The organism is Amycolatopsis sp. PSD-21 (assembly GCF_055561455.1).
Genome location: NZ_CM145712.1, coordinates 2,295,419 through 2,317,110 on the forward strand (window position 1 = coordinate 2,295,419; position 21,692 = coordinate 2,317,110).

The window sequence follows — 21,692 nt, forward strand, 5'->3', positions numbered from 1 at the left end:
ACCCGGCCTTGTGGAGCCGACTGTCCGGAGCTGTAGGTTGGGTCTGGTCCGGTACAGAGTCGTGCCGGTCGCGGTGTCAATCTCGCTACAGTGGAGAGTTGCCTCAATGAGCTCGACGGGAGTCTCGTCCCCGCCCGGAAAAGATGTCGGCACCGAGGATGGCGCCCGGCGCCGGTCGGCGAACCCGGAGCAGATCCGGGACGACCTGATCGACGCCGCCGCGGCGTACGCCCCGGAGATCGGCGACTTGATCCGCTTGTACTACCGGCACATCCCCGCTGAAGAGATCCTCGGTGACGATCCGGTCGACCTCGTCGGCGCCGTCCGCTCGCATCTGCAGCTCGCGAAGGACCGGATGCCCGGCCGTCCCGCGGTGCGCTTGCTGAACCCGACGGGCCCCGAAGACGGCTGGACGCGTGAGGCCACCGTCGTGCAGGTCGTCACGGACGACATGCCGTACCTGGTGGATTCCGTCGCGGCCGAGTTCGCGCGCGACGGGGTGCAGGTGCAGCGCATCGTGCACCCGATCGTGGTGGTGAGCCGGGATCTGACCGGGGAGCTGCTGGAGGTCCACCCGGACGCCGACCCGGCGGAGCCGCCGGCGAATTCGGCGGCCGAGTCGTGGATGTACATCGAGATCGACCTGGTGACGGATCCGAACCGTGCCCGTGAGCTGGACAACCGGCTGTCGTCGGTGCTGGGTGACGTCCGCGAGGTCGTCGAGGACACCGACAGGATGGCGGAGACCGCGCGCCGGCTCGCCGACGAGCTGGACGAGAACCCGCCGAGCCTGCCCGGCCACGAGGTCGCGGAGGGTGCCCGGCTGCTGCGCTGGCTCGCCGACGGACACTTCACCTTCCTCGGGTACCGCCGTTACGAGCTGATCGACAACCCGCATCCGGACAACGACGAACCCGCCCTGCGCGCGGTGCTCGCCACCGGGCTGGGCGTGCTGCGCCAGGACAGTCTGGCCGCGCGCAGCCTCACCGCCGGCCCGGACACGGCGGCGTCCGCGCTCGCACCGACGCTGCTGGTGCTGACCCAGGCGAGCGCGCCGTCCACGGTGCACCGCCCGGTCTACCCGTACTACGTCGGCGTGAAAACGTTCGACGACAACGGGAACGTCACCGGCGAGCACCGGTTCCTCGGCATGTTCACCACCACCGCCCTGCACGAGAACGTGCTGGACATCCCGGTGGTCTGCAACCGGGTCCGCGAGGTCATCCACCGCGCGGGCTTCCCGATGGAGTCCTTCTCCGGCCAGCGGATGCTCGAAGTGCTGCAGAACTGGCCGCGCGCGGACCTGTTCTCGGCCGACACCGACTCCCTCTACTCGACGACGACGGGCGCGATCACGCTTTCGGATCGCAGACGGCTGCGCCTGTTCCTGCGCCGTGACCCGTACGGCCGTTTCTACTCGTGCCTCGTGTACCTCCCGCGCGACCGCTACACGACCCGTTCGCGGCTCGCGATGCAGGAGGTCCTGCTCGAAGAACTCGAAGGCACGCAACTGGAGTACAGCGCGCGTATCGGCGAGACCGTACTCGCGCAGGTGCACTTCATCGTGCACACCGATCCGTCGCAGCGGTCCGAACCGGACACCCTCCGCATCCAGGAACGGCTCAACGAAGCCGTGCGCAGCTGGGACGACCGGATGGTCGAGGCGATCCTCGCCGAACGCCGCGAGCGCGCCGGGGACGGCGGCGTCGCGATCGGCCTGATGGGTGAGGAGTCCGCCGGTGAGCAGGGGCAGCGGTTCGCCGCGGTGTTCCCCGAGGGCTACAAGGAGGACTTCACCGCGCTCGAAGCGCTCGCGGACCTCCGTGCCCTGGAGTCGCTGACCGACGAGGGCGACCTGTCGATGTCGTTCTACCTGCCCGCCGACGCGGAGGCGGGGGAGCGGCGCTTCAAGCTGTACCTGCGCGGCGAGGGCGTCACCCTCTCCCAGGTGCTCCCGGTCCTGCAGCGGATGGGCGTCGAGGTCGTCGACGAGCGGCCGTACGAACTGCGCCGCGAGGACGGCGGCCGGTCGTGGATCTACGACTTCGGCCTGCGGATCGACCCGCAGGTCCTCGACCACGCGGACAGCGACCTCCGTACCCGCTTCCAAGACGCCTTCCACGCCGCCTGGCGCGGCGACTGCGAGGTCGACGGCTTCAACGGCCTCGTCCTGCGCGCCGGGCTCACCTGGCGCCAGGCGGCCATCCTGCGGGCCTATTCGCGGTACCTGCGTCAGACGAAGATCCCGTTCTCGCAGGAGTACATCGAGAACACCGTCCTCGCGCACACCGACATCGCCACCGCGCTGGTGCGGCTGTTCGAGACGCGCTTCGACCTCGCGCTCGGCGACGAGGCCCGCGCCTCGCAGGCCGAACAGCTCACCGCCGAGATCGGCAGGCTGGTCGACGAGGTGACGAGCCTCGACGAGGACCGGATCCTGCGGCGGCTGATGTCGGTCATCCTCGCCACGCTGCGCACGAACTACCACGTCACCGACGAGGACGGGAACTCCCGCCAGTACCTGGCGCTCAAGCTCGACCCGAGCGCGGTGCCCGAACTGCCCGAGCCGCGGCCGAAGTACGAGATCTTCGTGTACTCGCCCCGGATCGAGGGCGTGCACCTGCGCTTCGGCGACGTCGCGCGCGGTGGCCTGCGGTGGTCCGACCGCCGCGAGGACTTCCGCACGGAGATCCTCGGCCTGGTCAAGGCGCAGGCGGTCAAGAACGCGGTCATCGTGCCTGTCGGCGCGAAGGGTGGTTTCGTCGTGAAGCGCCCGCCTGCGGCGACCGGTGACCCTGGCCTGGACCGCGACGCCCAGCTGAACGAGGGCATCGCCTGCTACCGGATGTTCATCTCGGGCCTGCTGGACGTGACCGACAACCGCGTCGAGGGCAAGACCGTCCCGGCGCCGCGGGTGGTCCGCCACGACGGCGACGACAGCTACCTCGTGGTCGCGGCGGACAAGGGGACCGCGAAGTTCTCCGACATCGCGAACGAGGTCTCGGCGAACTACGGGTTCTGGCTCGGCGACGCCTTCGCGTCCGGTGGCTCGGTCGGGTACGACCACAAGGCCATGGGCATCACCGCGAAGGGTGCTTGGGAGAGCGTCAAGCGCAACTTCCGCGAGCTCGGCAAGGACACCCAGACCGAGGACTTCACCGTCGTCGGCATCGGCGACATGATGGGTGACGTCTTCGGCAACGGCATGCTCCTCTCGGAGCACATCCGGCTCGTGGCCGCCTTCAACCACATGCACATCTTCCTCGACCCGAACCCGGATTCGGCGACCTCGTTCGCCGAGCGGCGCAGGCTGTTCGACCTGCCGCGTTCGTCGTGGGAGGACTACGACCGCTCGCTGATCAGCGAGGGCGGCGGGGTCTACTCGCGGTCGGCGAAGACGATCCCGATCAGCCCTCAGGTCCGCGAGGCGCTCGGCCTCGGCGAGGACGTCACGAAACTGGCGCCCAACGACCTGATGCAGGCGATCCTGCTGGCGCCGGTCGAGCTGTTGTGGAACGGCGGCATCGGCACCTACGTCAAGGCCGAGAACGAATCCCACGCGGACGCGGGCGACAAGGCCAACGACGCCCTGCGCGTCAACGGGAAACAGCTCCGCGTCAAGGTCGTCGGCGAGGGCGGGAACCTGGGCCTGACCCAGCTCGGCCGGATCGAGTTCGCCCGCGCGGGCGGCAAGATCAACACCGACGCGCTCGACAACTCGGCGGGCGTCGACTGCTCGGACCACGAGGTCAACATCAAGATCCTGCTGGACCACCTGGTCTCGACGGGGTCGCTGGACGCCGAGCAGCGCAACGAACTGCTGGAGCAGATGACCGACGAGGTCGGCGAGCTGGTGCTGGCCGACAACTACCGGCAGAACGCCGTGCTCGGCGTCAGCCGGGCGCATGCCGGCCCGATGGTGTCGGTGCACCAGCGGCTCGTCGCGGCCCTGGTCGCGAAGGGCGCTTTCGACCGCAAGCTCGAAGCGCTGCCGAGTTCGGCGGAGTTCCGCGCGCTGGAGAAGGCGGGCGAAGGCCTCACCTCGCCGGAGCTGGCGACGCTGCTCGCGCACGTCAAGCTCGACCTGAAGGACGAGCTGCTGGCGAGCGAGCTGCCGGACTCCGAGGTGTTCTCGCGTCGTCTGCCCGAGTACTTCCCGAAGCCGCTTCGGGAGCGCTTCGGCGACGCGATCTTCCAGCACCCGCTGAAGCGCGAGATCATCACGACGATGGTGGCCAACGAGGTCGTCGACGGCGCCGGGATCTCGTACGTCTTCCGCCTGATGGAGGAGATGAACGCGACCGCGACCGACGCCGTCCGCGCGTACGCCGTGGTCACCCACGTGTACGACCTGCCGTCGCTGTGGGCCCAGATCGACGCGCTGGACAACGTCGTGCCGACCGAGGTCGCGGACGAGATGATGCTGGAGACCCGCAGGCTGCTCGACCGGGCCGCCCGCTGGTTCCTCACCAACCGGCCGCAGCCGCTGGCCCCGCTCGCCGAGATCAACCGGTTCGGCCGTGTCGTCGGCGAGCTGGCCCCGCGGGCGCACGAGCTGCTTCGCGGTGTCGAGTGCGCTTCGGTGGACGCGAACACCGAGCGGCTGATCGAGAAGGGCGTCCCGGCCGAACTTGCCGGACGCGTGGCGCTGCTGCTGCACACCTACGGCCTGCTCGACGTCACCGACGTCGCGGAGCTGGCCGAGCAGCAGGTGGGGATCGACGCGGTGCACACCCCGGCGGAGACCGCGGGCCTGTACTACGCGCTGTCCGACCACCTCGGCATCGACAAGATGCTGACGTCGATCAGTGGCCTCGAACGCGGCAACCGCTGGCACGCGCTCGCACGGCTGGCGCTGCGGGACGACGTCTACGGTTCCTTGCGGACGATCACGCTGGACGCGTTGCGGCACAGCGATTCGGGTACCGACCCGGACGAGAAGATCGCCCACTGGGAGAAGACGAACGCCTCACGGTTGCAGCGGGCCCGCGTCGCACTGGACGAGATCAGCAAGTCCGGCAAGCTCGACCTGGCGACGCTGTCGGTGGCGGCGAGGCAGATCCGGAGCACGGTGAGGTAGTGAGCTACATTTCCCTGATCCGGCCGCGCTGGTCGGATATGGACGTCTACGGGCACGTCAACCACGCGAATCTGGTGACCCTGCTCGAAGAGGCACGGATCCCCCTGCTGTTCGGGGACGCCGTCCGCGCGGGGCTCACCGAACTGCCCAAGGGCATCGTGGTGGTGAAGCTGGCCGTCCATTACCGTTCGCCGATCGTGGTGTCCGAGCAGGACATCCGGGTGGAGATCTCGTTGAAGGACTTGAAGCACGCCAGCTTCACCCTCGGGTACCGGGTGCACGACGGCCCGGCCGAGGCCGACAAGGTCGCGGTCACCGCCGAGACGGTGCTCGCGCCGTTCGACACCGCGTCGGAGCGGCCCCGGCGGCTGACCGAGGACGAACGCGCCTTCCTGGAGAAGGGGTTCGCGGATGCCTGAGCTCGTCATCCCGGACGCGGGCGACCGCGAAACGCTCGGCGCGTTCGTGGCCAGGGCGGTCCGGCTCGACCAGAACACGCTGGTGCGGTTGCGGCAGCGCGGTGACGGCGTCGTCGAGGCGTGGACCACGACCCCGTTCGAGGTCCTCGCCACCAGGGCCGTGGCCGGCGACATCACGCCGTCGGACGTCACGGTGTCCGGGAACGAGCTGCTCGCCGCGCTGACCGTCGCCGGCGGCGAGCGGATGGATCCGGGGCCGGCCCGCGACCTGATGTGGCACTCGGAGCTGCCCGCCCCCGGCCGCTGGCAGCTGGTGGACGAGCTGCCGGCGACGGTGATCTCGGAGCTGGCCGATCGGGGCGTCACACTGGCCCGCGACAACGTCGGCCCGCACGGCAATCCGCCCGCCTCGCTGATGGACCAGACGGTGCTCACCGTTTCGGGCAACGAGCAGGAGATCAAGGTCCAGATGCGGTGCCTGTTCGCGCTGTCGGGGATGGGGTTCGTGGACTCGTCGATCGACGGTGACGTCGTCCGCGTCACCGCCACGGATTCGTGGATGCGCATCGACGCGCGGTACGGCGCGGTCCTCAAGCGCCGTCACGCGCTTCTGCCGCTGCTGTTCTGACGGGTTTCTTACCGCTCGACGCCGCGGGTGGCTTCCGGCCGCCCGCGGTGTCAGGCTGTCTCCATGAGCGACAAGGACGGGGAAGACCCGACGGCGGATTTCCTCGCCGAGGTCCGGCCGGAGGAGACCCCGTGGCGGACCGAGCGCCCGCCGGGTGAGGAGGCGCCGGAACGCGCCGAACGCCCGGAGAAGTGGGGCCGCGCCAAATCCGCGGGACGGGCCGCGGCGAAGGCCGCGCCCTACGTCCAGGCCGCCGCGCTGGCGACCTGGATCGTCTCGGGCACCCTCGACGACGACTCCGGCGACTCCGGGTTCGACCTGGGCTCCTCGGGCGAGGCCTGACCCGCGAGGGATCAGAGCTTTCCGCGCATGGTCTTCATCCGCTCGATCTCGGCGGACTGGCCGGTGATGACCTCCTGCGCCATCTCCTGGGCCTTGATCTCCACACCCTTGCCGAGCTGGGCTTCGGCCATGGTCAGCGCGCCCTGGTGGTGCGCGATCATCAGATCGAGGAACAGCTTTTCGAACGCCACCCCGCTCGCCGCGCGCAGATCCGCCAGCTGGGCCTCGGTCGCCATCCCCGGCATGAGCGCGTGATCGTGCCCGCCACCGTGACCCGCGTGCCCGTCGCCCGGCACCGGCTTGCCGCGGTCGGACAGCCAGGTCTTCATCATCGCGACCTCGCCGTCCTGCGCGACCGAGATCCGCCCGGCGATCGCCCGGATCTGCTCGTTCGCCGTCTTGCCCGGCACCAGATCCGTCATCACCTTCGCCTGCTGGTGGTGGGGGATCATCATCGTCATGTACTCGACGTCGGCCTCGTTGGGCTGATCGCGGTTCACCGGGCCGGGGGAGCCGGTGCCCGCCTGCTCTCCGGGCTTCCCGGGCACGATCACCGGAGCGCTTTGGGCCGGTTGCGCCGGGGTTTCGCCGCCGGTGCAGCCCGAGACTACGAAAGCAGCGGCGACCAGGGCCGATGTCAAACTATTTCTCATCCCGGGAGTTCCTCCGTTGGTCGGTATCTGTTGAGCCTAAATAAGGAATAAGGTGCGCGTAAAGCTGGGTGGAAGGAGAGCCATATCGTGCTGCAGCCTGGGCTGAAACGCCGCTTGACCAGGGTCTTCGTGTCGGCGGCCGCAGTCGCCGCCCTCGGGGCTTCCAGCGCGCTCGCCGCGCCGGCCGTCATCGCCGAACCGTCGGCGACCGCGATTCCGGGTGTGGACGAGATCGTCCACAGCCCCAACCTCCGATCGATCGCGAACGTCCCGCAGCAGGGACCGTTCACCAAGGACTCGACCGGCACCGACATCGCGTTCACGAAGGGTCACGCGATCGTCGGCACCTACGACGGGTTCAACGTCTACGACGTCCGCAACCCGTACCGCCCGAAGATCGTCAGCCAGGTCCTGTGCCCCGGCGGGCAGAACGACGTGTCGATCTCCGGCGACCTGCTCTTCCTGTCGACCGACGCGTCGCGCAGCGACAACTCGTGCAACAGCGTCTCGAAGCCCGCCTCGGACAAGACGTCGTGGGAGGGCATCAAGATCTTCGACATCTCGAACCTCGCGGCGCCCAAGTACGTCGCGGCGATCGAGACGGACTGCGGTTCGCACACCAACACCCTGGTGCCGGACAAGCGCGGCAAGGACGTCTACATCTACGTCTCGTCGTACGCGCCGGCGGCCAACCTGCCCGACTGCCAGCCGCCGCACGACAAGCTGTCGATCATCAAGGTCCCCGTGAAGGACCCGGCGAAGGCCGCGCTCGTCGCGACCCCGGTGCTGTTCCCGGCCAGCGAGGGTGGCGGCAACCCCGGCGGCACCAACCCCGACGGCACCCGCCGGTCGCCGACCACCGGCTGCCACGATCTGACGGCGCTGCCGGAGAAGGACCTGATGGCCGGTGCCTGCATGGGTGACGGCGTCCTGCTCGACATCTCCGACCGGCTCAAGCCGCGGGTCATCCACCGCGTGCAGGACAACGTGAACTTCGCGTTCTGGCACAGCGCCACCTTCAACAACGACGCCACCAAGATCGTCTTCACCGACGAGCTCGGCGGCGGCGGGATGGCGACCTGCCTGGAGAAGTTCGGCTCCACCCGCGGCGCCAACGGCATCTACCAGATCACCGGCCGCGGCGACGACCGCAAGCTGGAGTTCGTCAGCTACTACAAGATCCCGCGTCTGCAGTCCGAGACCGAGAACTGCGTGGCGCACAACGGCTCGCTGATCCCGGTGCCGGGCAAGGACATCATGGTCCAGTCCTGGTACCAGGGCGGCGTCTCGGTGTGGGACTTCACCGACGCGAAGAACCCGAAGGAGATCGCGTTCTGGGAGCGTGGCCCGCTCTCGAACGAGAAACTCGTCGGCGGTGGCACGTGGTCCGCGTACTGGTACAACGGCCACATCTACTCGTCCGACATCGTGAAGGGCCTGGACGTCCTGGACCTCAACGACTGGCGGACCTTCCCGGCGAAGCTCGTCCGGCAGAACGAGTTCAACGCCCAGACGCAGTACAAGCTGCACCCGGGCTTCAACAAGTAGCCAGCTAACGCTATGAACGGGCCGTTCCTTGTGAATTTCGCAAGGAACGGCCCGTTTATTGCGTCTGTGCCCGGATGGATCTGTGCTTAGCTGTCGCTGACAGCATGATCTATCTGGGGGTTTTCGAGATGAAGCTTCGTCGTAGATCCACCGCGCTCCTGGCCATCGGGGTGGTGGCGTTCAGCGCCGCACCGGCCCAGGCGAGCGCCACATCCCTGATCGCCGAGCCCACCGTGACATCGGCCGAGTACCCGGACGACGGTGCCTGGCACCCCGGCGCCGGAATGCCGGGTTCGTTCACCTTCAACGCCAACGGTGATGACGCGGTCATCGGGTTCTATTACGGGAACACCGATCCGGCCGGCACCTTCGTGGCGGCCGACCACCCTGGCGGGACGGCGACCGTTTCCTACACTCCGCAGACGTCCGGTCCGAACGATCTCTACGTTGCGAGCGTCGACAGCGCGGGCAACCGGTCGCCTCAGCACGTCCACCACTTCTACGTGCAGTCGACGGAGCCGCAGATCACCGGGCCACGGGAAACCGGCGTCGGTGTGCCCGCCGAGTTCCGGTTCGCCCCACGTATCGCCGATGTCGTCTCGTACACCTATCGGATCGACGACGGGCCGGAGACCACCGTCGCGGCCTCGGCCGATGGCGCCACGACCGCGAACATCGTCACGGCGAGCAAGGGGCTTCACCGGCTCTACGTGTGGAGCACGACTGGCGCCGGCTTGACGTCCGGCACCGCCGACAGGATTTACACGGCCAGTGACGCCCCGCTGGTGGCGAGCACCGACTACCCGGATTCCCAGGGCAGCGGCGGTCCCGGCGTCGCCGGCGTCTTCACCCTGACCCCTCGTATGCCGGGCGTTGTCGAGTACACGTACTACCTCGACGAGGAGTGGAGCAAGCCGACGGTGGTCCCGGCCGCGGCCGACGGCACGGCGAGCTTCACCTTTACACCCGCCGCTTCGGGTTTCCACTCCCTCAAGGTCTTCAGCCGGGCCGCGGATGGCACCCGGTCGGACGGCAGTCGTGACTACTACGTCGTGGTGAACTGAGTCGCCCTGGCTCGTCTGGTCTCCCGGCCGAGGTCAGACGAGCCAGGCGGCCGCGTCCGGCGGCAGTTTCCCGTTCACCAGCGGAACGCTCGACAGCAGCACCTCGCCCGGCGGCAGCGCGATCGGGCTCGCCGACGTGTTCAGCGCGCACACCAGCCCGCCGCCCCGCCGCCGGAACGCGAAACATCCCGCGGGCGCGCCGTACCATTCGAGGTCGTCGCCGCGGAAAGCCTTGTGCGACTTACGGATCTCGATCGCCCGCCGGTACAGCGACAACGTCGACGCCGGATCTTCCAGCTGCGCTTCCACGGTCACCGACGCCCACGAAGCGGGCATCGGCAGCCACGTGCGCGGATTGCGTGAGAACCCGAACGGCGGCAGGTCGCCTTCCCACGGCAGCGGCACCCGTGACGCGTCCCGGCCGAACTCGGCGCCGGAGGTCTTGGCCCGCGGGTCCGCGACCGCGTCGGGCGGGATGTCGACGTTGCCGAGCCCGAGTTCTTCGCCGTTGTACAGATAGACCGCCCCGGGCAGCGCGAGCTCGACGAGCGCCATCGCCCGCGCGCGCCGGACGCCGCGTTCACCGTCGCCGTACCGGCTGACCTGCCGCCAGACGTCGTGGTTGCCCAACGTCCAGGTGGCGGGCGCCCCGGCGGATTTCGGCACCGCCAGCGACCGCTCGATGGCCGTCCGCAGCGCGTCCGCGTCGAAATGCGTGAGCACGAGCCGGAAGTTGAACGCCAGATGCAGCTCGTCCGGCCGCAGGTAGCGGGCGAGCCGTTCCTCGTCGGTCACCCAGATCTCGCCGACGGCCATGGTGCCCGGGTACTCGTCGAGCACCTTGCGGATCATCTGGTGGATCTCGTGGACGCGGTCGTTGTCGAACCGCGGATCGTAGAACTCGCTCGGCCCGAGCGGGTTCACCCGCGGGTCCATGTCCGGCAGGCCCGGCGGTTTCGCCATCCCGTGCGCGACGTCGACGCGGAAACCGTCAACGCCGTGGTCCAGCCAGAACCGCAGGGTCCGCTCCAGATCGGCGGCGACCTCGTGGTTGGTCCAGTTCAGGTCCGGCTGCTGCGGCGAGAACAGGTGCAGGTACCACTGGCCGTCCGGGACCCGCGTCCACGCCGGGCCGCCGAACGCGCTGACCCAGTTGTTCGGCGGCTGGTCGCCGCGCGGGCCGAGCCCGTCACGGAAGATGTAGCGATCCCGTTCCGGGCTGCCCGGCGGCGCCGCCATCGCCGATTTGAACCAGGCGTGGGTGTTGCTGGTGTGGTTGGGGACGACGTCGACGGTGACCTTGATCCCGCGTTTGTGCGCCTCGGTCAGCAGGACGTCGAAATCGCCGAGGGTGCCGAACATCGGGTCGACGTCGCGCGGGTCGGCGATGTCGTAGCCGTGGTCGGCCATGGGGGAGCGGTAGAACGGCGTCAGCCACAGCGCGTCGACCCCGAGCAGCTCCAGGTACCCGAGCTTGCCGCGGATGCCTTCGAGGTCACCGACGCCGTCCCCGTCCGAATCGGCGAACGAGCGTACGTAGACCTGGTAGAAGACCGCCTGGGCCCACCAGGCCACGTCGCGTTCCATCACACGAAGCTGTTCATCATGCTGTTGGCGGCCATCTCGAGGTACGCCCACAGCTGGGAGCGGTAGGGCTCCTCGATGTTCTCCTCGTCGACCGCGATCTTGATGCAGCGCAGCCAGGCGTCGCGTTCGATCGGGCCGATCTTGAACGGAGCGTGCCGCATCCGCAGCCGCGGGTGACCGCGCTGATCCGAGTAGGTGTGCGGGCCGCCCCAGTACTGCATGAGGAACAGCCGGAAACGCTCCTCGGCCGGGCCGAGGTCCTCCTCGGGGTACAGCGGGCGAAGCACCTCGTCGACCGCCACTTCGGCGTAGAACCGCGCGACGATCCGGGTGAAGACCGGTTCACCGCCGATCGCTTCGTACAGGGTGGTGGGGTCAGGTTCGGTCACGGACACAGCTCCATTCTGCCCTTGTCCTACTGGGCCGCGGGGCCGGACGACATAAAGCGTCCCAGTGGCGGCTCGAAGCCGGCTTCGTCGAGCGCGGCGAGCAGATGCGCACGCAGCGCGCGCTGCACGGCCCACTGCTTACCGGGCCGGACCTTCACCGTCAGGCGGAGCTTGATGCTCTCGGGGGTGACGGTCTCCACGCCGAGCATCTCCGGCGGCTCCAGCACGTTCGGTGCGAGCCCTTCGCTCTCCAGGAGCGTCTTCGCCTTGTCGGCCATCAGCTCGGTGGCCTTCTCGACGTCGGCCGAGTAGCTGAGCGGGACGTCGACGACGGCCACCGCGAAGCCCTGGCTCGAGTTGCCGACCCGCAGCACCTCGCCGTTGCGGACGTACCAGACGGTGCCGTTGATGTCACGCAAGGTGGTGATCCGGAGACCGACGGCCTCGACGGTGCCGGACGCCTCGCCGACGTCGACGACGTCACCGACGCCGTACTGGTCCTCGATCATCATGAACATGCCGGACAGGAAGTCCTTGACCAGGTTCTGCGCGCCGAATCCGAGCGCCACGCCGACGATGCCGGCCGAAGCGATGATCGGCGCCAGGTCGATGCCCAGTTCGCCGAGCACCAGGATGAACGCGAGGCCGTAGATCAGGAACGTCGCCATCGACTTGAGCACCGAGCCGATGGTGGCGGCGCGCTGACGGCGCCGTTCCATCACCGCCGACCCGAGCACCTCGGGAGCCTTCTCCCGCAGCGGTCTCAACAGGGCGGGAAGCTTCGAGGAACCGCCGTTCGGCATCCGCGTCACGCGGTTGATCAGGCGTCGCACCAGATACCGCAGCAGGAACGCCACGGCGACGATCATCAGGATCCTCAGCGGCTTCGTCAGAAGCCAGCCCGCCGACGCGGAGAGCCATTCGTTCTTTGTGACCTGGAACACCTGGTAGCACAGGCTGCCGGCCTCGCGCGTGCAGGCCGGGGGTTCGGTGGGCAGCAGGTTCACGGAGAGGAAATGTCCTTTCGTACTCGACGGGGACCGGTCACGCCGCTCGTCCCCGGCGGATGCGAATCGGCCAACATCATGTGGCCGCCGGGTCGCGTGCATGTGACACGTCCAGTAACACACGTGCACTTTGGGGCTGATCTGTGGTCGACTATGCCTGCACCGGTGGAGGTGGTCGAGTGCCAGACCGACAACCCATCCCCCTCGGCGTCCCGAGCCAAGCCGTGGCCGGACAGGCGCCGGAGGTCGTGTTGCGCGCACATCCGGGAGGTGCCCCCTCGCACGGGGCTCCACCGGGCGGGCCGGGAACGCGGCCAGGGGGTGTTGCCCGCCCGCCCGGACAGCGTAGAGGGCGGGACCCGTCGACTTCGGCGGTACCCACTACGACGACGGCGTCGTCCTGGGGCCGCAGACGGGTATTGCTGTTGAACGCCACGTTCGAACCGCTCACGGCGCTGCCGTTGCGGCGCGCGGTGGTCCTCGTGATGTGCGGCAAGGCCGAGGTGGTGCACGGAGACCCGGCAGGGCTCGAACTGCACGCCGCCACGGTCTCGCTGCCCGTGCCCTCGGTGATCCGGCTGAGCACCTACGTGCGCGTGCCCTACCGCGCGCAGGTGCCGCTGACCCGGGCCGGGCTGATGCACCGCGACCGGTACCGCTGCGCCTACTGCGGAGGGCGGGCCGAGACGATCGACCACGTCGTCCCGCGCAGTCGTGGCGGACCCCACAGCTGGACGAACTGCGTGGCCTGTTGCGCCAAGTGCAACCACCGGAAGGCGGACAAGCTGCTTTCCGAGATCGGCTGGCGCCTGCGCGTCGTGCCGAGGGCCCCGCACGGGCCGCACTGGCGGCTGCTCGCGCATTCGAAGGAAGCCGACCCGTTGTGGCGGCCGTACCTGGGCACCGCGGCCTGATCTGACCGCGAACACGTCGGCGCCCCGGCTGCCTTACGGCGGCCGGGGCGGGCCGATGATGCCGTGATGGAGCTCGTTACGAGTACGCCGTCCCCTACAAACCGGTCGTGCTCGGACTCAGGCGGCGAGGGAGAAGTCGCTCTGGCAGGTGACGCGGGTGCCACGGGTGACCCGGGTTCCGCGGGTGACGCGCGTGCCGCACGTGACGCGGGTTCCGGCCGTCACGCGGGTGCCGCGAGTGACGCGCGTTCCGCGGGTGACGCGGGTGCCGGCGGTGACCCGGGTGCCTCGGGTGACGCGGGTGCCACGGGTCACCCGGGTGCCGGCGGTGACCCGCGTACCGCGAGTGACACGAGTACCGCGCGTAACCCGTGTGCCCGCCGTCACACGCGTACCGGGGACGAATCCAATTTCGAAGAGTGACGAAATGTCGTCGATGATCGCCTGGCCGGGTGTCTGGGTGCTCTGCATGACATGTCCTCCTGCGACCGGTGCGTTACCTGCTGGGGTGGGGGAGCTGGGCGCAAGGCCCGTACAGGTGAAAAAGCTACGAGGATTTCAAGGCCGCGACAAGACGACAGCGCCGGGTGCGGCCGCCCGTACGTTGAGTTGCAACCTTTCGGCCTTGCGGGCTTCGCCCCAACGTGGGAGCGCTTTCGCGGCAAGCGGCGGACGGCCCCCTCCGGACGACGAGCGGTAGGTGCCGTGCGAGCGGGTGCGGCCGCACGCCATCGGATACGCTCACGCGCGTGAACCTTGTCGAGACGATCCTGGTCTTCGCGGTGATCCCCTTGGTCATCTACGCGCTGTGCGGGGTGGCCACGCTGCGGTCGAAGGGCGCGGGCGTCGCCCGGTACCGGCCGGGGCAGCCGTGGGAGTACCCGGCCATGTGGTGGAGCGCCAACCCCGACGGGGTCGGCGCCAGGCATTCGCACGCGGGCGGCGCGACCGCCGTCGGTGCGGCGGACGGAGCTTCGGTGACGGGAGGCGCTCGTGGCAACTGGTGAACTGACCCATTCGTCCACCGCTGTTGACGAAGAGCCCGGTTACGGCGCCGCCGTTACGTCCAGCGGCCGGATTTCCGCCGCCAAGATGTACGAACCGGCTGGTCCGATCAGCCCATTCACCACCCAGCAGCTTGCCCGGCTGGACGAGGCGCTGACGCTGGCCAGCCGCGAGACCGGGCTGGACTTCAGCGTGTACCTCGGCGACCTCGGCGAGGACACCCGCGCCACCGCCGAAGGCCTGCTGACCTCGACCGACAACCCCGCCGACGGCGTCGTCGTCGCCGTGTCGCCCGGGCAGCGCGTCATCGAGATCGTGACGGGCTCGCAGGCCCGGCACCGCCTGCCCGACCGCGGCGCGAAGCTCGCCGTGGCCAGCATGGTCGCCTCCTTCAAGGAAGGCGACCTCATCGGCGGCCTCGTGAACGCCCTCCGCATGCTGAGCGACCAGGCCGGCGCTCCGCAGCACTGACGCTTTACGCCGTGAAGGCCTCCTTGCCTACCTTGAGGGTAGGGAAGGAGGCCTTCACTGTGTTACGGGACTAGACCCCGGCCTGCGAGTCGAACTCACGGGCGGCCAGCGCCCGCACGATCCCGGCCCGGCCCTCCGAAACGAGACGGCGCAGCGCCGCCGGGTGCTCCCCGGCCAGCCACTCGTCCGACGCCTCCACCGTCGACGGCTCGACGGCCCACGACGGGTACAGCCCGACCACGGTCGGCTGCGCACGCTCGCTGGAACGCCGCTGCCACACCTCGTCGATGACCTCGAAGTAGCGCGTCACGTAGCCGCCGAGCAGGTGCTTCTGGCCCGGGTGGGAGAAGCCGGTGATGAGCGAGTCGCTGACCGCGTTGGGCAGCTCGTCGTCGTACACCGCCCGCTGCCATGCGTCGGCCTTCGCGTCCTCGGTCGGCCGAAGCGCCCGCGAGCGCTCCGCCTGGCGCCGTCCGGCCGCGGTGTCGTCCTTGCCGAGCTCCGCGTCGATCTCCGGGTTCTCCGCTTTGCCGTGCGCGACCAGCGCGTGCAGCAGTCGCCAGCGCAGGTCGGTGTCGACGGTGAGACCTTCCAGCGGCGCGGTGCCGTCGAGCCAGCCCGCGATGATCCGCAGCGTCTTGTCGTCGAGCACGCAACCGGCGAGCGAGTTCACGAACGCCAGCTGGTGGTCCGAACCGGCCTCCGCGCCCTGCGCCAGCTCCAGCAGCCGCGCGGAGAACTCCGGCCAGCCCTTGTCCGCCGCCCACGCCGGGTTCGCGTACGAGTTCAGCGCCGTCTGCGCCTGCAGCAGCAGCCGCTGCACCACGCCGACCTCGGTCTCGGTGTGCACGCCGCGCTGCACCAGGGTGACGAAGTCGCGGGCCTTGAGCTCGGCCTCGCGCGTCATCTCCCACGCCGCCGACCAGCACAGCGTGCGGGGCAGCGGTTCGGTGATGTCGGCGATGCGGTCGATCAGCGTGGTCAGCGAAGCGGGGTCGAGCCGCATCGTGCAGTAGGTCAGGTCGTCGTCGTTGACCAGCACGAGCTTGCCCGCCGGGAGACCGACCAGCGCCGGGACCTCGGTGCGCTCGCCGTCGACGTCGAGCTCGACGCGGTGCTTGCGGACGATCTTGCCGTTCTCGTCCTCGTCGTAGACGCCGACCGCGACGCGGTGCGTCCGCAGCTCACCGGCACCCGGCTTGGCACCGGTCTGGGTGACGGCGAAAGCGGTGTACGTGCCGTCGGCGCCGACCTCGTAGCGCGGGCTCAGCGAGTTGAGACCGGTGGTCTCCAGCCACTGCGCGCTCCACCACGACAGGTCACGGCCCGAAGCCTCTTCGAGCGCGCCCAGCAGGTCCGCCAGGGTCGCGTTGCCCCAGGCGTGCTTGCCGAAGTAGACCTTGAGCCCTTCGAGGAAGTGCTCCAGCCCGACGTAGGCGACGAGCTGCTTGAGCACGCTCGCGCCCTTGGCGTAGGTGATGCCGTCGAAGTTCACCTCGACCGCGTGCAGGTCGACGATATCCGCGGCGATCGGGTGCGTCGAGGGCAGCTGGTCCTGCCGGTACGCCCACGACTTCTCGATGTTCGCGAAGCTGGTCCACGCGTTCTTGTACTCGGTGGCCTCGGCCTGGGCCAGCACGCTCGCGAAGGTCGCGAACGACTCGTTCAGCCACAGGTCGTCCCACCAGCGCATGGTGACCAGGTCGCCGAACCACATGTGCGCCATTTCGTGCAGCAGCGTCTCGGCGCGGCGCTCGTAGGCGTAGCGGGTGACGCGGCTCCGGAAGACGTAGTCCTCCAGGAAGGTGACCGCGCCGGCGTTCTCCATCGCGCCCGCGTTGAACTCCGGCACGAACAGCTGGTCGTACTTGGAGAACGGGTACGGGGTGGCGAACTTCTCGTGGTAGAAGGCGAAACCCTGCTTGGTCTCGGTGAACAGCTTGTCCGCGTCCATGTGCTCGGCGAGCGAGGCGCGGCAGTAGATGCCCAGCGGGATCGTGCGGTGGGAGTCGGTGTACTCGTCGCGCCATTCGCTGTACGGGCCGGCGATCAGCGCGACCAGGTAGGTCGAGATCCGCTCGGACACCTTGAAGACCGTGCGGACGGCCCCCTCCGGGGTCTCCTCGGTGGATTCGATCAGCGCGTTCGAGATGACCTTCCAGTCCTTCGGCGCGATCACGGTGAGCCGGTAGACCGACTTGAGGTCGGGCTGGTCGAAGCAGGCGAACATCCGCTTCGCGTCCGCGGTCTCGAACTGCGTGTAGAGGTAGACGCCGTCGTCGACCGGGTCGACGAACCGGTGCAGGCCCTCGCCGGTGTTCATGTACCGGCAGACCGCGTCCACGACGAGCTCGTTCGACCCGGCGAGGCCGGGCAGCTCGACGCCCTTGTCCTCGACGTACCCGCTGACGTCGAGTTCCGTCCCGTTGAGGACGGCCGACTCGATCCCCTCGGCGACGATGTCGACCCACGACGTTTCGCCGCTTCTGGCGCTGGCGAACTTGATCGTCGTCTTCGACGTGAAGGTCTTCTCACCGGGACCGCCGCGGCCGTCGGTCAGATCCAGCTCGATGTCGTAGGACTCGACGTCGAGCAGCTCCGCGCGCAGCTTGGCTTGGTCTCGGGTCAGGTTGGGGGCGGGCACTGGCACCTCTGGTCATCGGTATCGGTTTTGGTTTCCAACTACAGGCATCCAATCATGTCGGGGCCCGTGCTGACGACGGGAACAACGCCGACGGCCGCGATGTTGGCTCGCTGTGTAGCACCCTGTGTGTGTACCGGCCCGCCCAAGACGATGGCACTGGGAGAACCTGATGACCGCCCCGTCCGAGAAGACCAAGGTCGACTTCTACTTCGATCCGATCTGTCCCTTCGCCTGGATCAGCTCGCGCTGGATCCTCGAGGTGGAGAAGCACCGCGACCTCGACCTGAGGTTCCGGATCATGAGCCTGTCCGAGCTCAACAGTGGCCGTGAGGACCTGCCTGAGCAGTACAAGGAGCTGTTGAGCCGCGGCTGGGGCCCCGTCCGCGTGGCCACCGCGCTCGCCAAGAAGAACGGCGAGGAGGCGCTGCGCGACTTCTACACGGAGTTCGGCACGCGCCACCACAACCAGGGCGACAAGGACATCCCGAAGGTCATCAAGGAGACCCTCGAAGCCATCGGCGCGCCTGCCGAGCTGGCCGATGCCGCGGAGTCGGCCGAGTACGACGAAGCGCTCAAAAAGAGTCACTACGAAGGTATGAATCCGGTCGGAATGGACGTCGGCACCCCGACCATCCACATCGACGGCGTCGCCTTCTTCGGCCCGGTGCTCAGCTCGATCCCGCGTGGCGAGGACGCCGTCAAGGTCTTCGACGGCGCCCGCGCGCTGGCGAGTTACCCGGACTTCTTCGAGCTGAAGCGCACCCGTACCGGTGAGCTGAACTTCGACTAAGGGGTTTCCAGGGCGGCCTTGGTGACATCGCCGGGGTAGGGGGACCTCTCGACGGCTTCGTCCGTCGTGAGGTCTCCCGCCGCGACCCGGGCCTTGAGCGCGACGAGTTCGCGCAGCCCGTCGCGGTGCTTCTCGATGAACGCGGTGCCGACGGGGTCCCCGTGCCCGGCCACGATGATCTTCGGCTCCAGAGCGAGGATCGCGTCCATCACGCCGGGCCATTCGGCCAGGAAACTGCCGTCGTTGAACGAGAACGCGCTGAAGCCTGCTTCGGCGTTCTCGACGGCGTCGCCCGCGAAGACGACCCCAGCGTCGGGCACCTGCACGAACAGGTCATGATCGGTATGCGCCCGGCCGAGGAACCGCAGTACGACGGTGCGGCCGCCGAGGTCGATCTCGGCGGTGTCGGTGACCGGCTTGTCCGGCAGGGTGATCTCGGTGCGCTCCAGCGCCTCCGCCATCTCCGGCCGGTTCTCGCCGAGGTAGTGCTGGATCCACTTGCGCCGCGCGCTCTCGCCGTAGGTGGTCAGTTCGGCGAAGCACCCTTCGTGCGCCCAGACGTCGCACGGCAGGAACGCCGTCGTGCCGAAGGCGTGGTCGAAATGCGCGTGGGTGTAGACGACCGACCACGGCAGCGGCGTCATCTCCCGGACCGCCGCGGCCAGCTCGGCGCCCTGGTCGACGTCACCGCGGACGTCGACGACCAGGCAGCGCTCACCGCCCACGACGAGGCCGACGGTCAGGTCCAGCTCCTCGTAACGGCGCGCGTACACGCCGTCCGCGAGTTCGAGCCAAGTCACGAATCCTCCAGAATTCCGTTGCGCAGCACCGGAACCGTGCCGCTGGTGTCTCGCATCGCGGCGAGTTTCACGTCGTTCGCGTGCCCGGCCGCGGCGAGCTCGCGTCCTGAAGAACACTCTGTCAGTGCTTCGGCGATGTCGATCGCTTTCGCCACGACGGCCGCGAGACGGGCTTCGGCGGACAGGCGGCCGTAGCCGTCCAGCGCCGCGACGATCGCACCCGCGCCGAGCTGATCCTCGACGCACGGTCTGAGCGGTCCGAACGTCTTGGCTTCGGTGCGGATGTCGATGCCCCAGCGTTCCCCCGCCGGGATGACGCCGATCGGGCGCCCGTTCGCCAGCTCCGCCGCGCGGGCGGCGACGGCGGTCGCGTTGCGCAGGCAGCCCGCCAGGACTTCGGCACCGGTGGTGGCAGCGGCGTCGCAGAGCGTGGCGCCGTTGGGGGAGGGGAGCGCCAGGAGCGTGCCGGAAGGGATTTCCGTCACAGACGAAGGGCGCAAGGACCAGTGTTTTTCACCCGCGAGGATGGCACCGCGCGCTTTCGCGGCCTCCTCGCCGCGGTGGTCGCGCCAGCGGACCGGCAGCACGCGGCCGCCGTTGCCGAGCACGAGATCCGTTGTGGTGCAGAAGGAAAGCACGTCGACGATGACGAGAACGGCACAGTCCGCGCCCAGGGCGGCGACGCCCTCGCTTCCCCATTCGAGTCCGATGTCCACCCCCACAGCATGCTCGCCCCGGAACGTGATGGCAGACTCCGCGCTGTGCGTGTTTACCTTGGCTCTGACCATGCCGGTTTCGAACTGAAGAACCACCTCGTGGCCCACCTCAAGGAGCAGGGCCACGACGTCGAGGACGTCGGCCCCTTCGTCTACGACGCGGCCGACGATTACCCCGCGTTCTGCATCGAGGCGGCCCGCCGCGTCGTCGCGGACGAGGGCAGCCTCGGCATCGTCGTCGGCGGCTCCGGCAACGGCGAGCAGATCGCGGCCAACAAGGTCAAGGGCGCTCGCGCCGGCCTCGCGTGGAGCGTCGAGACCGCGAAGCTCACCCGCGAGCACAACCACGCCCAGCTGATCGGCGTCGGCGCGCGGATGCACACCACCGAAGAGGCCACGGAGATCGTCGAGGCGTTCCTCGCGACCCCGCCGAGCCCGGACGAGCGCCACGGCCGCCGCGTCCAGCAGATCCTGGACTACGAGAACACCGGCTGGCCGCCGCCGCTGCCCGAGCACTGACATGCCCGAGGGGCACACGCTCCATCGCCTGGCACGTCTGCACAAACGCCGGTTCGCCGGTCACCCGGTCGAGGTGCGCAGCCCGCAAGGACGGTTCGCCGCCGAAGCGTCCCGTTTGGACGGCCGGGTGCTGGTGAAGGCCGAGGCGTACGGGAAGCATCTGTTCCACGACTACGGTCCACACGGGACGGTGCACGTCCACCTCGGCCTCTACGGCACGTTCTCCGACGTGCCGCTGCCCACTACGGAACCGGTGGGGCAGGTGCGGATGCGGCTGGCCGGTCCGACACACTTCGCCGACCTGCGCGGCCCGACCCGGTGCGAACTCCTCGACCGGCCCCAGGTCGACGCGATCAAGGCACGGCTGGGCCCGGATCCGTTGCGCCGGGACGCGAAGCCGGGCAAGGCGTGGGAGCGGATTTCGCGGTCGAAGACGTCGATCGCGGCACTGCTGATGGACCAGTCGGTGCTGGCGGGCGTCGGCAACGTGTATCGCGCCGAGGTGCTGTTCCGGCACGGTGTCGCGCCGCTCGTCCCTGGCCGCGCGCTCGATCGCGGGCTGTGGGACGACATGTGGGCGGATCTCGTGACGCTCATGCGACACGGTGTCCGGGTGGGACGGATCGACACGGTCGCGCCGGAGCATCTGCCCGAGGTCACGGGCCGCGCGCCGCGGCAGGACCGGCACGGAGGCGAGGTCTACGTCTACCGGCGCGAGGGGATGCCTTGTCTCGTGTGCGGGACGGCGGTGCTGCGGAGCGATCTGGCGGCGCGGAACCTCTTCTGGTGCCCCACCTGCCAGCCCGCCTGACGGCCTCGGCGCCTGCTGCGCGTTCCCCTCAGGCCTGGGTGCCGGTACTCGTGTCGCGAAAGCCACTTTCGTGACATCTGACGTCCCGAAAGTGGCTTTCGCGACACGCCCGTCCGCGCCGGACCACGCCGTGGCTGATCGGCCGCCCGTTCGTCGGCGTTGCGAAAGCCACTTTCGCAACGCTGAAGGTTGCGAAAGTGGCTTTCGCAACGTGCCGCGGTGGCCTAGCCGCCCGAAACCGGCCCCGAACGCCATGAAAGGTCCTTTCCATGCGGATTCCGCAAGGAAAGGACCTTTCATGGCGC

The 21,692-nt window shown here is 68.9% G+C and carries 20 protein-coding genes; 12 read left to right on the forward strand and 8 right to left on the reverse strand.

Annotated elements, in window-relative coordinates; all coding sequences use genetic code 11:
* Positions 1–106 precede the first annotated feature (106 nt).
* The 4 genes from ACZ1DY_RS11200 to ACZ1DY_RS11215 all read left to right on the forward strand — a co-directional run bounded on the left by ACZ1DY_RS11200 (position 107) and on the right by ACZ1DY_RS11215 (position 6,469).
* Positions 107–5,080, forward strand: coding sequence for an NAD-glutamate dehydrogenase (locus tag ACZ1DY_RS11200; protein ID WP_257488399.1), 4,974 nt, complete (start codon positions 107–109; stop codon positions 5,078–5,080).
* Positions 5,080–5,499, forward strand: a complete 420-nt coding sequence (locus tag ACZ1DY_RS11205) for an acyl-CoA thioesterase (RefSeq protein WP_465484277.1) — start codon at positions 5,080–5,082, stop codon at positions 5,497–5,499. The genes ACZ1DY_RS11200 and ACZ1DY_RS11205 overlap by 1 nt, the downstream gene beginning before the upstream one ends.
* The gene (locus tag ACZ1DY_RS11210; RefSeq protein WP_257488398.1) at positions 5,492–6,127 is read left to right on the forward strand and encodes a DUF8010 domain-containing protein; all 636 of its coding nucleotides are present in this window, start codon (positions 5,492–5,494) and stop codon (positions 6,125–6,127) included. Before ACZ1DY_RS11205 ends, ACZ1DY_RS11210 begins: the two co-directional genes overlap by 8 nt.
* Positions 6,128–6,190: 63 nt before the next feature.
* Positions 6,191–6,469 carry a hypothetical protein gene (locus ACZ1DY_RS11215; RefSeq protein ID WP_257488397.1) on the forward strand — a complete coding sequence of 93 codons (279 nt, stop codon included), beginning with the start codon at positions 6,191–6,193 and terminating at the stop codon, positions 6,467–6,469.
* Positions 6,470–6,480: 11 nt separating this feature from the next.
* Here the strand turns inward: ACZ1DY_RS11215 and ACZ1DY_RS11220 are convergent, their stop codons facing one another.
* Complete coding sequence (locus ACZ1DY_RS11220; protein WP_465484278.1) at positions 6,481–7,122, reverse strand: DUF305 domain-containing protein; 642 nt, start codon at positions 7,120–7,122, stop codon at positions 6,481–6,483.
* An 87-nt stretch (positions 7,123–7,209) separates the two neighbouring features.
* Here ACZ1DY_RS11220 and ACZ1DY_RS11225 point away from each other — a divergent pair, with 87 nt between their 5' ends.
* Positions 7,210–8,670 (forward strand): LVIVD repeat-containing protein, encoded by a 1,461-nt coding sequence (locus tag ACZ1DY_RS11225; RefSeq protein ID WP_465484279.1) that lies wholly within the window; start codon positions 7,210–7,212, stop codon positions 8,668–8,670.
* A 128-nt stretch (positions 8,671–8,798) separates the two neighbouring features.
* Positions 8,799–9,734 carry a hypothetical protein gene (locus tag ACZ1DY_RS11230; RefSeq protein WP_465484280.1) on the forward strand — a complete coding sequence of 312 codons (936 nt, stop codon included), beginning with the start codon at positions 8,799–8,801 and terminating at the stop codon, positions 9,732–9,734.
* A gap of 33 nt (positions 9,735–9,767) precedes the next feature.
* On the opposite strand, the gene ACZ1DY_RS11235 is transcribed toward ACZ1DY_RS11230, so the two are convergent.
* From ACZ1DY_RS11235 to ACZ1DY_RS11245, 3 genes are read right to left on the reverse strand one after another with little or no spacing between them, the layout of a single operon-like run.
* A complete protein-coding gene (locus tag ACZ1DY_RS11235; RefSeq protein WP_465484281.1) occupies positions 9,768–11,321 on the reverse strand; it encodes a glycoside hydrolase family 13 protein in 1,554 nt (517 codons plus the stop codon).
* Entirely contained in the window at positions 11,321–11,716 is a 396-nt protein-coding gene (locus ACZ1DY_RS11240) for a globin (protein WP_125676391.1), read from the reverse strand. The genes ACZ1DY_RS11235 and ACZ1DY_RS11240 overlap by 1 nt, the downstream gene beginning before the upstream one ends.
* Before the next feature lie 20 nt (positions 11,717–11,736).
* On the reverse strand, positions 11,737–12,717 hold the full coding sequence (locus ACZ1DY_RS11245; RefSeq protein WP_126729832.1) for a mechanosensitive ion channel family protein: 981 nt from the start codon (positions 12,715–12,717) through the stop codon (positions 11,737–11,739).
* Between the two features lie 419 nt (positions 12,718–13,136).
* Here ACZ1DY_RS11245 and ACZ1DY_RS11250 point away from each other — a divergent pair, with 419 nt between their 5' ends.
* The gene (locus tag ACZ1DY_RS11250; protein ID WP_007034711.1) at positions 13,137–13,631 is read left to right on the forward strand and encodes an HNH endonuclease; all 495 of its coding nucleotides are present in this window, start codon (positions 13,137–13,139) and stop codon (positions 13,629–13,631) included.
* Between the two features lie 117 nt (positions 13,632–13,748).
* Here the strand turns inward: ACZ1DY_RS11250 and ACZ1DY_RS11255 are convergent, their stop codons facing one another.
* Positions 13,749–14,102, reverse strand: coding sequence for a hypothetical protein (locus ACZ1DY_RS11255; RefSeq protein ID WP_016332309.1), 354 nt, complete (start codon positions 14,100–14,102; stop codon positions 13,749–13,751).
* Positions 14,103–14,380: 278 nt separating this feature from the next.
* Here ACZ1DY_RS11255 and ctaJ point away from each other — a divergent pair, with 278 nt between their 5' ends.
* Positions 14,381–14,638 (forward strand): aa3-type cytochrome oxidase subunit CtaJ, encoded by a 258-nt coding sequence (gene ctaJ / locus ACZ1DY_RS11260; RefSeq protein ID WP_034313897.1) that lies wholly within the window; start codon positions 14,381–14,383, stop codon positions 14,636–14,638.
* Positions 14,625–15,107, forward strand: coding sequence for a DUF5130 domain-containing protein (locus ACZ1DY_RS11265; RefSeq protein WP_257488391.1), 483 nt, complete (start codon positions 14,625–14,627; stop codon positions 15,105–15,107). The genes ctaJ and ACZ1DY_RS11265 overlap by 14 nt, the downstream gene beginning before the upstream one ends.
* A gap of 70 nt (positions 15,108–15,177) precedes the next feature.
* On the opposite strand, the gene pepN is transcribed toward ACZ1DY_RS11265, so the two are convergent.
* Entirely contained in the window at positions 15,178–17,751 is a 2,574-nt protein-coding gene (pepN, locus tag ACZ1DY_RS11270; protein ID WP_465484282.1) for an aminopeptidase N, read from the reverse strand.
* A gap of 169 nt (positions 17,752–17,920) precedes the next feature.
* Between pepN and ACZ1DY_RS11275 the strand changes: the two genes are divergently transcribed.
* Entirely contained in the window at positions 17,921–18,541 is a 621-nt protein-coding gene (locus ACZ1DY_RS11275) for a DsbA family protein (RefSeq protein WP_257488389.1), read from the forward strand.
* On the opposite strand, the gene ACZ1DY_RS11280 is transcribed toward ACZ1DY_RS11275, so the two are convergent.
* Both ACZ1DY_RS11280 and ACZ1DY_RS11285 read right to left on the reverse strand, forming a co-directional pair.
* The gene (locus ACZ1DY_RS11280) at positions 18,538–19,341 is read right to left on the reverse strand and encodes an MBL fold metallo-hydrolase (protein ID WP_465484283.1); all 804 of its coding nucleotides are present in this window, start codon (positions 19,339–19,341) and stop codon (positions 18,538–18,540) included. The two genes, ACZ1DY_RS11275 and ACZ1DY_RS11280, sit on opposite strands and share 4 nt — an antisense overlap.
* Complete coding sequence (locus ACZ1DY_RS11285; protein ID WP_465484284.1) at positions 19,338–20,057, reverse strand: 2-phosphosulfolactate phosphatase; 720 nt, start codon at positions 20,055–20,057, stop codon at positions 19,338–19,340. The genes ACZ1DY_RS11280 and ACZ1DY_RS11285 overlap by 4 nt, the downstream gene beginning before the upstream one ends.
* 45 nt (positions 20,058–20,102) lie before the next feature.
* Between ACZ1DY_RS11285 and ACZ1DY_RS11290 the strand changes: the two genes are divergently transcribed.
* Both ACZ1DY_RS11290 and ACZ1DY_RS11295 read left to right on the forward strand, forming a co-directional pair.
* Positions 20,103–20,576, forward strand: a complete 474-nt coding sequence (locus ACZ1DY_RS11290) for a ribose-5-phosphate isomerase (protein ID WP_007034718.1) — start codon at positions 20,103–20,105, stop codon at positions 20,574–20,576.
* Between the two features lies 1 nt (position 20,577).
* Complete coding sequence (locus ACZ1DY_RS11295) at positions 20,578–21,387, forward strand: Fpg/Nei family DNA glycosylase (RefSeq protein ID WP_465484285.1); 810 nt, start codon at positions 20,578–20,580, stop codon at positions 21,385–21,387.
* Positions 21,388–21,692 lie beyond the last annotated feature (305 nt).